This is a genomic window from Halotolerantifilum yawarlongkerapense (assembly GCF_054506745.1).
In genome coordinates this window covers 2,679,904-2,692,634 of sequence record NZ_CP199719.1, presented here as the reverse complement: position 1 = coordinate 2,692,634, position 12,731 = coordinate 2,679,904, and the positions used below count along the sequence as shown (strand labels likewise).

General features: G+C 53.4%; 9 protein-coding genes and 1 riboswitch. Of the genes, 2 read left to right on the top strand and 7 right to left on the bottom strand.

The window, feature by feature from the left end; genetic code table 11:
• Positions 1 to 267: 267 nt before the first annotated feature.
• Positions 268 to 1,860 carry a L,D-transpeptidase family protein gene (locus ACULM0_RS13180; RefSeq protein ID WP_463678003.1) on the top strand — a complete coding sequence of 531 codons (1,593 nt, stop codon included), beginning with the start codon at positions 268 to 270 and terminating at the stop codon, positions 1,858 to 1,860.
• A 40-nt stretch (positions 1,861 to 1,900) separates the two neighbouring features.
• Here the strand turns inward: ACULM0_RS13180 and ACULM0_RS13175 are convergent, their stop codons facing one another.
• From ACULM0_RS13175 to ACULM0_RS13150, 6 genes are read right to left on the bottom strand one after another with little or no spacing between them, the layout of a single operon-like run.
• A complete protein-coding gene (locus ACULM0_RS13175) occupies positions 1,901 to 2,800 on the bottom strand; it encodes a hypothetical protein (RefSeq protein WP_463678002.1) in 900 nt (299 codons plus the stop codon).
• Positions 2,801 to 2,810: 10 nt separating this feature from the next.
• On the bottom strand, positions 2,811 to 5,618 hold the full coding sequence (locus ACULM0_RS13170; protein WP_463678001.1) for a hypothetical protein: 2,808 nt from the start codon (positions 5,616 to 5,618) through the stop codon (positions 2,811 to 2,813).
• Complete coding sequence (locus ACULM0_RS13165; RefSeq protein ID WP_463678000.1) at positions 5,615 to 6,169, bottom strand: hypothetical protein; 555 nt, start codon at positions 6,167 to 6,169, stop codon at positions 5,615 to 5,617. Before ACULM0_RS13165 ends, ACULM0_RS13170 begins: the two co-directional genes overlap by 4 nt.
• Positions 6,170 to 6,182: 13 nt before the next feature.
• Positions 6,183 to 6,752 carry a hypothetical protein gene (locus ACULM0_RS13160; protein ID WP_463677999.1) on the bottom strand — a complete coding sequence of 190 codons (570 nt, stop codon included), beginning with the start codon at positions 6,750 to 6,752 and terminating at the stop codon, positions 6,183 to 6,185.
• A gap of 14 nt (positions 6,753 to 6,766) precedes the next feature.
• On the bottom strand, positions 6,767 to 7,423 hold the full coding sequence (locus ACULM0_RS13155) for a hypothetical protein (RefSeq protein ID WP_463677998.1): 657 nt from the start codon (positions 7,421 to 7,423) through the stop codon (positions 6,767 to 6,769).
• Positions 7,368 to 7,604 carry a hypothetical protein gene (locus tag ACULM0_RS13150; protein WP_463677997.1) on the bottom strand — a complete coding sequence of 79 codons (237 nt, stop codon included), beginning with the start codon at positions 7,602 to 7,604 and terminating at the stop codon, positions 7,368 to 7,370. Before ACULM0_RS13150 ends, ACULM0_RS13155 begins: the two co-directional genes overlap by 56 nt.
• Before the next feature lie 397 nt (positions 7,605 to 8,001).
• Between ACULM0_RS13150 and ACULM0_RS13145 the strand changes: the two genes are divergently transcribed.
• Complete coding sequence (locus ACULM0_RS13145; RefSeq protein ID WP_463677996.1) at positions 8,002 to 8,667, top strand: molybdopterin-dependent oxidoreductase; 666 nt, start codon at positions 8,002 to 8,004, stop codon at positions 8,665 to 8,667.
• Between the two features lie 84 nt (positions 8,668 to 8,751).
• On the opposite strand, the gene ACULM0_RS13140 is transcribed toward ACULM0_RS13145, so the two are convergent.
• Positions 8,752 to 12,498: an EAL domain-containing protein gene (locus ACULM0_RS13140; RefSeq protein ID WP_463677995.1), complete on the bottom strand. Its 3,747-nt coding sequence runs from the start codon at positions 12,496 to 12,498 to the stop codon at positions 8,752 to 8,754.
• A 68-nt stretch (positions 12,499 to 12,566) separates the two neighbouring features.
• Positions 12,567 to 12,652, bottom strand: a riboswitch (cyclic di-GMP riboswitch).
• Between the last annotated feature and the right edge of the window lie 79 nt (positions 12,653 to 12,731).

The following is a 12,731-nucleotide window of genomic DNA, read 5'->3' as shown; positions in this document are numbered from 1 at the left end:
TGAAATTATTGCATGATCTGCAACACTTCACCTGCCTCCTTTCTCTTGTCCATGAAGGGGATCGTAGATCTTGGCAATCTGACGCCTGCCCTCCATCACTTTTCTAAGGATTATATACCCTCTTGCGATGAATATCCCCACATGATTCGTCAACAGACGGCTAGTCTCTTCTCAGCGTGTATGTGTTTGTTTGTTGTCGTGGGAATTTGGGTAATTGATAAACACACTCAAAGAAAATACCTACGTTTATGAAGCGAGGTCGATTTTATGTTCATGAAAAAACACAGCAAATCCATTACACTGTTCCTATTGGTCTTTGTACTGTCCACGTTACCCGCCTTCTCGGCCATCAACCTTCCGGATCAGGTGATCAGGCCTGGTCAAAGAGGGGACTCAGTCACCATGGTTCAGTCGGCCCTCCGGCAACTCGGCTACCCGCTGGCGGTGGATGGAGCCTACGGTGGAGAAACCCGCCGCATGGTCGAAACCTTCCAGCGAGCACATGATGATCTCGTCGCCGACGGGATCTACGGTCCGAATACCCGTGAAGCCATGCTGACCGCTTTACCCGTCTCCGAACCAGAAGATCCGAATCTGCTTCCTCCTTTGCCGGATGAGGACATCGCCGTAGAACCCAATGTCAACCAAAACCTCGATCTGGATCTCGCCCTTTCCTATGAGGGGGCCAACGACCGGACGGGGATCATCGAACAGACTTTCGTCGATTATAACCGCGACCGCATGCGCGTCTCCGAAGAGGGCCCCTACCGTATTCTAAAGGAATGGAATACCCTCTTACCCGAGGGGATCGAAAGAGATTTGGCCTACAATCGCTACGCCATGGCGTACGATTACCTGCTCATCACCTCCCAGTCGGCCAATGTAAGGGCACTGCCCTCGCCAGATGCCGATGTCATCAAAAACTTCCGCTATTTCGATAAGGTTAACCTCCTGCAGACCATCGAGGATGACACGCCGGAGGATTTTGCCCCGGATGAATGGTACCGCGTGATCTGGCATGAGAACGGAAACATCAAGGCTGGCTTTATCTACGCACAGTACGCACAGCCGCGCTCCTTCCGATTCGACATCATGAAAGAAAAGCTTCTGGCCCTTGAAGAGTCCGTCTCCGAAAACCAAGTGGCCTATATTTCCAACTACAAGAATTGGAACGGTAGACCTCCCCTCTGGCAGGGCCAGACCAAGGATGCATACGGCCGCGATCGCGACCAGAGTGCACCGGGATATGTCGATGAAAGCCAGAGTGATTTTCGTTACTTTTCCGATGGCATGGTGGTGTTTGTCCAGGAAGAAACGGACCGTTTCTACCGGGTGACCAACCAAGATTTTGAAGGGACCTACTATATTCCCAAGCACTATGTCAGCTTTAGAAATGCCGTGGAAACCCTTCAGAAGGCAATCATCATCGATGATGTCAACCAAAATGAAGGTATTTTCGAAAAAGGAGAAGAGGGTTGGAAACTGATCAGTCTCTCCTACGCCACCACCGGAACACAGGGTGAGTACAAATGGGAGACCCCCAAGGGTTCTTTCATGGCGATCGAGAAGAAACCCTATTTTCTCTATCTCGAGGACGGCACATCGAGAATCGCCGGTTTCGCCCCCCACTCGATTCGTTTCTCGGGCGGCGGTTACATCCACGGGGTTCCCGTGGACTATAAAAGCGGACAAACCCACCTGAACACGAACATGCGAGATCCTAGTAACCATCGGGAGTATCTTTACACCATCGGTACCACCCCTAGATCTCACAAATGCGTCCGTAACTTCACCAGCCACGCTGAGTTCCTCTACAATTGGGCGACCATTGGGGAAACGCTCTTTATCATCTTCGAATAAAAAGATCAGGACCTTCTCACTTGGAGAAGGTCCTTTTTCATTACATATCTAGCGCCGGGGCATAGAGCACGCCTTCTATACGCTTCAGCAAATAACTTCCAGAGATCAGCGAGAGCGTGATCCCCTCGGTTCCGAAGGCGATGAGCAGATGTTCGTTTAACCCTGCGCTAATCACGAGGGACTCGTTGCCGGCGACCCGATCACCTTGCACGTTGTACACTTCGAGAGTCGTGACAGCTCTCGGCACCAGGAACTCCATGCCGAGGCGGCCGTGGTCGCCGCGAAGTCGTGGACCCTCCATTTTCACAACCCCTTGTTCCTCCAAATTCCGCAGGATACCCACGAGGTCCTCCAATCGCGGAACAGAGAAACCGCTGAAACGGAGGAACATCGAGACCAACGATCCGGGTAGCGGATCGTGCAGATGTGCATCTAGCGTTTCTCTTGTGAGATCAGGTGCGGGTTCATGCCATAGGCCCAACATAGCGGTCTTTCGGTAGAGGTCGAGGAGCCCCAGGTAGACCAACGTATCCCAGGGTGTCAATTCCATTTCGATATCGTAGGCGATCACACGGGACATGCCGGTAATCTGAGAGAGCGACAGCATGGTCTCTTTCAGATGGTCTGGCGCGGATAGATCGAGCTCTTCCCCCCGGTTCTCGACGAGCACATACATCTTCTCTTTTCGGTAGCCGATTTTCTCGATGAGCACGTCTCCCTCGCGGATGGCCACGCGACCGCTTCTTTCAGGATCAGCCAGGGTATCGAACCAACTGCTGGCCCAATCGTTCAACTGGCCGTCCACGAGAATTTTTCTCGCTCGGAGGCTCCTCTCCCCCTCATTCGGATCTCCAGCTCTCTCTCTTTTGAGGGGACTGAGTGGGTTCGAAGGTGTGTTGCGTGATCCGAGATAGGTCAATTCATTTCGATTTAGTTCCATGTTACCCCTCCTATTTTTTGAATTGCGGGCGTTCGACTTCAATGGCTTTCTTAGCAGGATCTAGGATATTCGGCTTGAGACCGAACTCATCGGTGAGACCCATCCCCACTTTGGTGCGAGCCTCTTTGCTGGTGAATACTTTTTTTAGCGTTGTATCCACCCGTATGGGCACGTCGGGTAGGTCCACATTCGGCGCATCCCCAACGATCTTGTCAGTGATCGTCCCGACGACTACCTTGTGTATGCCGTCCACGTAGCCATTTTGACCAGCCTGAATATAATCCTCTCCACGGATGTAGGCGCCGGCGGCAGAGCCGGCGGACTCTGTCGTTGTCGTAACGACTGCTTTTACGTAAGGGTTCTTGATGAAATCACCAGCAGCATCTCCCGAACCCTTGATAAAGCCCTCCGCTGCTCCGGCCGTCCAATCTTTGCCCTTCGCATGGTGGTCCGCAGCCGTACCGGCGGCCCCTTTGGCCACCTTGTAACCCGCACGGACGTACTTGCCTCCAGGGACGGTGGTGCCCATCACATCGATCGCTGCATCGGCACCCACCTGAACCACCCGGGCGCTGACTTCACCGACCCGGGCCACATCACCGATGGTCTGCCACTTCTCAAAGTTCTCACGTTCCTGTTCGGCGCGCTGTGTGATCGTCGCCTTGATCAGGCCCACTTTATCGGTACCGTATTTCTTTTCGAGCTTGCGCATGTGCTCGTCGTGCGTGAGCGCCTCTTCCACTTCCTTCATGGCCTTTTCCATATAAGGGTCCGGTTCCCTGTTGATGGCGCTCTGCTCTTCGATTACTTTCAGGTCACCTGCCATGCGTTTCTCGAGATCCGATTTGTACGCACCCATATCCGAGATTTCATTCCCGGTGTCCATGTTCACCCAGTTACCCGTATCGGGATCTTTTACGAACAGTGTTTCCGCGCCGCGCGCTGACGTTTTCAGGACCATTGACTCCGGTTCTTCAATGGTCGGCGGTTCGGGAACCTCTTTTTCCCTTTCCTCTTCAGCTGGGGCTTCGGGCTCTTCCGCGGTTTCTTCCTTCTCCTCACCGGGTGCTTCCTCGTCAACAAAGGATTCTTCTACCGCGACCTCTTCTTCATAGGATTCATCCCAATCTTCCGCCTGGTCGAAGCCACCTGATTCGCTTTCACCGACCTCGTTATCCCCCACGGAGATTTGATCGCCCTCATCGGGCTCGTCGGTGTTCCCCATGGCATCTGCCAGCATGATCATGGCCAGCTGTTCGTCCGTTGCCTCAGGATATTTTCTCTTGTACCAGCTTTTGTCACGCATGACCGGCTTGTTCTTCTTTTTCTCGTTTTCTTTTTTCTTGAGCGCTTCTTGGATCACGCTGGCAACGAGCCCTACTAGGGGTGGAAATAGGATTCCCGTGGCATTCTGCAGTGGTGTATCCGCCCCGGGAATGTTCCCGGCGCTTGCCGCGGCACCGAGTGCCGTAACGACAAAGGGAGGCAGGTCGGTGGTCACGCGCCGTCCAGAACCGCTCACATCGTAGGTGTTCTCATCGGCCCCCTCACCACCACCGGCCGCTCGACTGTAGAAGGCATCGCCGGAAAAGTCAACTGTTGCTTGCCCCTCCGAATCCATGGCAAAAGTGACCATGACCTGGGTGCCCATCCTCGCTTTGTAGGGGAGTCCGGTCAGGTCCACATCGAAATCAAAGAGCGCCACGATGCCGTTTTCCGTCTCTTCGACTATCCTGCAGTTCTGCGAAACCGGCATCCCCTCGTACTCACCGATCAGCTCGATATAACCTTCCTTATGCAGGGCGGTCATCTCGAAATCGCGTAGAAATGCACTCGTGGGTCCCGAAACTGAACCCATGAGCGTAGAGGTCTTCCGGGTGTCCACATCGATACGATAGGTCCCCGTGTAATCCGGTGGTGCAGGTATGGTGGGATAGGCCGTCAGGTAGAAGAGCGGGTCGCCCGCCGCATCATGGCCTATGACCGAGGGATCAGAAGATCCGATGTAGTAGGTCCCCGCCGGGAGCAGGATGTCCGGTTTCACGATCCAAAGCCCGTTGCCTAGATCGCCCAGCGCACCGCCGAAGGCCTGTTGCGAATAGACGACTTGATTGGCACCATCGAGAATCGCAATGTGTCCTGGCTGCGCACCGGCACCTTCATTGTACGTGTTCAGGATAATCTCTTCGATCAAGTAGGTAGTATCAAGAACGAAGATCGCCGGGTTCTTTCCCGTAACCCCCGATGAAGCGGACAGGGTCTCTGTACTTGCTTCCTGCCCTGCTGAGAGAGGCGTGAGGAGAGCGCCTTCCACACTAGAAGCATGTTCCACCACCTGTTCCACATAGCGGTCCTGGCCATCGGCATTGATCCCCTTGACCACGAAATCGCCCGAGGCTCCTTCTGCCACATAGGATCCTGCAGGCAGTCTCACTTCCGCCGGAGATTGATATATTGCGCTTTCAGCTTCCATGCTCACCCGTTCGAAACCGGGGTAGAGGTTGCCCAGCTCATCCTGTAGGGTCAACGTCTCTGCCGTCGCCGTCGTCACATAGATTTGCTCTACGAGGGCTTCTTCTCTCGTGGTGAAGGTGAGCGGTTCCGATGAAGTCATCGCTTCCCCCGTGTACCCGACGGTAAGAGCAGTCTGATTCCCCTCCGAAGGTCGACCGGTAAACCAGCTACCCTCGGTGGCCAGCACTTTCTCATAGGGGGCCGCAGGCATAGACTGAACAATGCCTTCGGCAAAGGAGGCGAGGGGTGGCAACTGTAGCCATAGAAGCAAGCCGACCAAGACCTTGATCCATTGCTTTCTCATGACAGCCCACCCCCGCCCGCGAGCAAAGAATGCAGGAGCGTGATACCGCCGTCGATCAGACCGGGCGCTCGGTTCAAAAAAGGCAATGAGAAAATCCAGAGAAAACTGAATAGAAAGGATACCCCCGATGTCACGATTGTGTTGCGAATCAATATTTCTCCCCTGAGATGCCCGAGTTCAATGGCCGTCGCCGTTCCCACGGCCATCATACCAGCGCTGATAAAGGCCGCCGGTTGATACCATTTCAAGTAAAAGGTGGCCAGGGCCATCATCACAGCGAAGGGGATCAAGAACAGCATTCCCGTTTCGACGGGATGGCGCATGACTTTCTTCCCCCATTCTTTTCTCACCGGTCGATTCATCATGGCCACGAAGGCGTAGAGAAATCGCTTGAACAACCAACCGAAAAAGAGTCCGAAAACTGCCCCGAACGCCAGGTGAACAGGCGATAAGGGATCAAGCGGATGGGCAAAGGCACTGATGCCAAAGAGCATGAAACTCAGCCGTCTCAATGTATTCCTTGCGAATCTACCATCTTCCGTGCTTTTCAATGTCTCCACCCCCTCAATAATTCCCGAGCAAAGTCCAGCTGACAAGGACCAGGCTACCGACCAAGGTTGCCAGAAGCACACCCAGACCGGTCTTGCCACCGCTCATCTCCCGTAGCCCCACCATCATCGGGCCGATGGCCCAGAGCACGCCGGTGACGCCAAAGGCCATGGAGGTTTTCCATCCGAACACCAAAGAAAAGAAAATCCCCGACAGGCCGTAGACCAAGGCCCCGCTGTAACTCAGACAGAAGGAAGCCACCGCCCAGCTCAGGCTCTTGTCATTCTTCATCATTTTCAAGATCAACCACACCATTGTCCCCAGCAGGGGGATCACAAGCACGCCGTAGAGCGCTCCCGAACCCGCGCTAAGCAGTACGAAATCAAAACCCTTTTGACCCGTTTTGAATAGGTCCAGGCCCGTCTGCATGAAAAAAAGGGCAAAGGCTAGGCCGGACACGATTAGACCCAAGTACCACTGCCGTCCCCTCATGGATTCTTTGATCACCGATCCCGGACTGATCATCATGCCGATGACCGTTCGGATCGAACCCATTTGCTCTCTCTCCTTTCGATCTCTCTCCATTTCTCTTTCTCCCCTCATTTGAGAAGCGGTGCATTGCAACGGATGCAGCGTTCCTCATCTATCTGGTTTAAAGAAGCGCAGGCATTACAGAAAATGATCTCATCCCCCGATTTATTGTACTTTTCGTACGTGCCAAGCTTCCCATGGTGTCTGACCCGATCACCGACCCGGTAGTAGTCGAAAAGTGTCGGATCGTCGTCGGAGGTGATCTCGTGTTCTCTCCCGCTTTGCTCTTCGATTACCACCGAGTACCGGATGGTCGAGCGCGGAAGATTACCGCTGTCGGCATTAGCAGATTTTCGCACCCTTTTCTTCCGCTTGTCTGTGACGACTCCATCCCAGCTTCTGCCCCCGTTCCGGCTCATCACCGCGTACTGGCCGATAGACAAAAACATGAGCGCTATTGCAGTACCGATCATCAGGGCCTGCGTCAAAGCCATCTCCTGGGTCGTGAGCCCATAGAAGGCAAACCCGATGAATACCGAGAAGGCGAGACCCACCGAGAAAAGCCGTGCGTATCGCTTGCTATTATTCACGTGCCTCTCGAAGAATGGATCGCTGATTCGTTCAGAATAGCCGACTCCGGTCGTCCTTTCCTCCGAAAGCGTCTGGCAGTTAGGACATAAGGTCTGCCCATTGGGAATGAAGGTCCCACAGTTGGTACAGTACATGATCTTCACCTCCTCCAATGCTCTCTAGGTATCTGATGACAGCATCTCCTGCTTGCTCTCCAGCGTGCACTCGAGCTCCCCCCACCGAGAGCGCCGCATCCGTTCCCGGGATGCCAACGGCCTCTGAATAGGTCGTCATCCTGACGACGACCAAACCAGAAGATCCCCTAACCCTATTCATCTCTTTCATCTCCCCTTCTCACGCCTAGTCAAATCCTTGCTACTTGAGAATAGTATACCCGCTAGGGTCATCCGCTGATAGGTCTGTCAATTAACTGGCATTGACCAAAATTGACAAGACCCCGAATCGAAAAAGCAATCTGGGGTGAAACGACTGACTATCCTCTCGCTGGTAGTTCTCTCCGTCCACAACCACCATGCCGAACCCATCGCCCTCTCGCGTATGATGGTCTCGGGATAGACGGCCTTGTACTGATCAAAACCACTCTCCCAGTAAAATCGTCGGCTCCGGTCGTTAGACGGGGACTCACACGGGTAATAGATAGTCATCGAGAGCCCTCGCTGCTACGAACCCCTTGCACTGCTTTTCCTAACTCCAGGATAGGAGGTTGAGTGTCATGAACAGATTGATCGTAAGGATTCTTCTTCTGATAACCCTGCTCAGCATCGCAGGTTGTACACAGACCCCAGATGCGGATGGCTATTCCGGGGCAACGCTCGATCGTTTTCGGGAGAGTGAGATCCGGGAGTACAAGGGGGCCCGCCTTGAACCCGCTATCGGACCGCGGGACAATTCAATCAAGGGCGTACAGCAGGTGGATATGAGCGGCTACACGCTGACGGTCAACGGTCTCGTCGACCAAGCGGTCGACCTCACCTACGATGAAGTCCTGGACCTCGACCACCACCAGAGACTCATCACACTGTACTGCGTGGAAGGCTGGGATGCCACGATTCTCTGGGAGGGCGTGCTCCTAGAAGAGATCATGAACGAGGCGGGGATTTCCCCGGAGGCAAATACCGTGATCTTTCACTCTGCAGATGGTTATAGCACCTCCCTTCCCCTAGAGACGATTATCGACAGAGACCTGATCCTTGCCCATGCCTCCAACGGGTTGGATCTACCCGCCGAAATGGGCTTCCCCTTCATGGTCGTTGCCGAGGATAAGCTCGGGTACAAGTGGGCACGCTGGGTAACGGGAATTGAGCTTTCCGATGATCCCGACTACCTCGGGTACTGGGAGAGCAGGGGGTACAGCAACGAAGCCGATATCCAGGACTAGACGAAAAAAGCGTACCCAGACGAAGGGCCCCCGATCATCATGATGATCGGGGGCCCTTCGTTCGTCACACGCTTAGGTTTTTCTCTACAGTTCTAGCTCTCCATCTCGTTCCATACGAGGCGCTTCTTTGTGAAAGAACGTGCGAATGGAGGTGGCGATGAACCGACCATCATTGAACCCAACATCATTCTTCACGCGGATGTGCACCTGGTTGAGCAAACCCGTGAGTTTCATCCTTGCGTTTTCGTCGATGTTAAATTCTAGACCGTAGGTCACAATGCCGAGCTCGAGTTCCTCTCGCCATACGGGGGTCCCGTGTACCCGTAGCACCTGACCCATGAGCTCCGTCCCAAACTGAAGGATCAGATCACGCTTCAAAGGGAAGTTGACGTTCGTTAAAAAACACAGTCCACCTGGTCCGATATTGCGGATGAGGCACTTGGTGTTCCCCACATTGGTCTTCTTGCCGTTAATCTCGAGGATGGTCATATCGGCCTCGAGCAAACTCAAGAATTCGACGCGGAAGGATTTCCTCCGCTCCTTTTCCGGCTGATCCGATGCATCGTTGGCCCGTTGCGGTCGAATGCGCCGTCTGGCCAGCACAGGTTCGATCGCCTCGGCGGGTATGGCCCTCTGGTAGAGGTTCCCCTGGCCGACCAGACAGTTGAGCCGTCGGAGATAGAGCAGTTGGTCCCAGTTCTCAACGCCCTCCGCGACAATCTTCATCTTCAGATCCTTCGCCAGACCGATGATCGCTTTGAGAATCTTTTTGCGGCTCTCGTCATCCGGTACGTCGTGGAGAAACTCATGATCGATCTTCAGGATATCCACATCCATGGTATGCAGATAGGAAAAGGAGGAGTAGCCCGTTCCAAAATCATCGATGGCAATCTGGATCCCGAGGGACCGCAGGACTTTCAGATTGTTCTCCGTCTGCTGACCTTGATCGAGTAGCACCGATTCTGTAATTTCAAAGATGAACTGGCGCGGGTCGATCTTATAGTCCGCCAGGGTGTTGACGATGTACTCGACGAAATTCTTCTGAAAGAACTGGACGCCAGAATAGTTCACCGCCATTTTCACCAAGGGAAGTCCCTTGTCGAGCCACTCTCGGTAGTAGCGGCAGACCCTGTCCAAGATCCACTGGCCCATGGGGATGATCATGCCGGTGTTCTCGGCTATGGGGATAAACTCCTCCGGCTTGACCAGGCCCCACTCGGGATGCTCCCACCGCGTCAGGGCTTCCACGCCTAAGATTTCTCCTGTGTTCAGCTTGAGAATCGGTTGGAAGTAAATCACCAGTTGGTTCTCTTCGATGGCGCGCTTCAGATCGTTTCTCAGTGAAAACTCTTTGAAGCTCTTGACGTCCATCCGCGAGGAGTAGGCTTGGTAACGGCTTTTGCCTTCCTTTTTCGCGCGATTGAGGGCCGTGTTGCTGTTTTTGATCAGCTCAATGGCTTCTTCCCCATCGTCAGGGTAGACGCTAAAGCCCACGCTCGCTGTGATATTGAGCTCGTACTGATCGATGTGAAAGGGCTCGTGAAAGATGCTAAGGATCTGTTCTGTGGCCAGACGACAGGTCATCAGTGTTTCGGTGCACCCCAAGAGGAGACCGAACTGGTCTCCATAGTAGCGAGCCAGAAAAGCTTCTTCGTTTTGAAAACGCTCTTTGATCACCTTGCCCACTTTCTTGATGAGTGCATCGCCCACGCCCATACCGAGTGCATCGCTCACGTCTTTGAATCCATCGATATCGATCATGTAGACACCGAAACGATCGCCCTTCTGCCCGCTCTGTTCGATGGTCTCGGTCGTTTTTCTCTGGAAGTACGAACGGTTTGGGAGGTCAGTCATCTCATCGTAATCAGCCAGATACTGTAGCTCCCGCTGTAAGGTGCTCTCGGCGGTGACGTCCTTCCAGTTCAAGATGATCCCCTGGACCTCTGGATCGCTCAGGTGGTTGCTCATCGTGACCTGGAGAAAAACGTGCCTGCCCTCTTTCGTATGCGCTTCTACCGGTGCCTCGAGAATCTTCCTGGGGTTTTCTCGACTCAGTTCCACCAGTTGCTTGAGATGACCCTTCTCCTCTCCTTCGACGAACTCCCAGATGTAGTGGCCCAGGATGTCTGCATCTTGGTAGCCCATCATCTTCTTAACCGTCGGACTGATGTACATGACCTTTCCCTCTTCGTCGATAATCTCAAAGATATCCTTGGCATTTTCGAGGAGTATTTGGTAGCGTTTCTGGATTCCCTCCATCTCTTCTTGAGATTTCTTCACCCGTTCCTCGAGTTCCTTCTGCTCCGTCACATCCTGTATGTTACCCCGTATGGCCACGGGTGTCTTCCCGCGGTAGATCACATCGACGAGATGCTTGATGTAGCGCACCTCGCCATCGGGACGTTTGATCCGAAAGGCCATCTCAAAGGGACTGATCATCGGTGGTTGCCCCATGGTTTCCTGTACGTAGGCTCGATCGTCGGGGTGGAGGTTTTCGAGAAACTGCTCGAAATTTGGCTCACCCTCCTCCGGATCCATGCCGTAGATTCTGAAGGTTGCCTCGGACCAGGTGATCTCCTGGGTGGTTAAATCCATGGACCAGCTCCCCATCCTAAAGGTCTGCTGGGCTTCCTGCAGGTCTCGGTAGGTGCGATCGATTTCGTCTCTCAGTCGGTGCATCTGGGTGATATCTTCGATCACGCCAACGATGGCGACCAACTCTCCGTCGACAAACTCTCCTTCCCCGCGGCTATGGATCATACGAATCTGCTGATCCGATTGGACGATACGGTACTCGATATCAAACGTATCCTTTGCGCTGGCGATCCGCTGGGCTCCAATCAAGTGCTCCCGATCTTCCGGGTGCACGCGATCATGCAAGACGGTCCGCTCGAAGGTCTTCTTCTCCGGGTCCAAACCGAAGATGCTCCGTACTTCTTCGCCGACCTCCACCGTTCCCTTCTCGACATTGACTCGGTAGCTCCCCCCTGTGATAAATCGTTCTTCTCTCATCAGATGCTCGCGAAGGAGATTGAAGTTCTTCTCGATAAGTAGATTCTCGGTCAGATCCTGCACCGTACCAATCATCTTATCGGGTGTCCGGTCCTTTTGGTAGAACATCTCGGCCTTGGCACGGATCATTTTCTCACGGCCGTAAGACGTGATGATACCGAAGTCTATGTTCAGGGGTACGCCTTCGTAGCTTTTTTTCATGGCTTCCACAAAAGGCGACCGATCTTCCGGTTTTAGAAAAGCCACCACATTCTCTAGGCTACCGTCAAATGCTTCAGGCGTCCGTCCGAAAATCTGATAGGTATCCTGCGAAGCGAAGAACTCCTCCTCTTCAAAATCGTAGGTCCAAGTGCCTACCTTTGGCGTCTCCTTGGACATGGACTTGTCTTCCTGTACAAAAGTCAACTGCTCCTCTTTCTCCCGGCCTTCTTCTTTTACAATGAACAACCAGTACTGACCGACCAGCTCCCCTTCTCTCTCGATGGGCACCACGGTCACCTCCATCAGGCGCCTCGGTCGACCCATTCTTAGAGATGTGATCAGGTGTCTGGTTTCCAGGAGATGCTTCAAAGAAGCATCGATTTCTTCCTTTCGCTCCTCTGGTAGGTACCAGAAGATCCGCTGGAGTTCCATCTCTTCTCTCGTTTGACCCATGAGGTCAACAAAAGCCTGGTTCATATCGATGATCTTTCCCACCGGATCACAAACGATCCCTGGATAGGGGAGACCTTGTGCCCAGATTTCAAAACCTTCCTTGAGATCAAAATCAGGATGATGGCCCATCCATTTATCCAAAATGCCCCTTCGCTTTGATGCCAAAATTGAACCCTCCTCACTGTTCAGCAAAAAAAAAATTGACAACCCTAGGGTTGCCAGTATCTTGATACTCGAGCAACCCGACGACCGTATCTTTCTAAGACGTAGGCTCGTGGCTTTGCGTCATCACCTTTCGATGATTTTGCCGTATGCTATGTTTTAATCCATGATTGCACGCTGGGTTGTTAGGGTTATACTACCATGATAAACCCGATAACGCCATATGTATATTACGC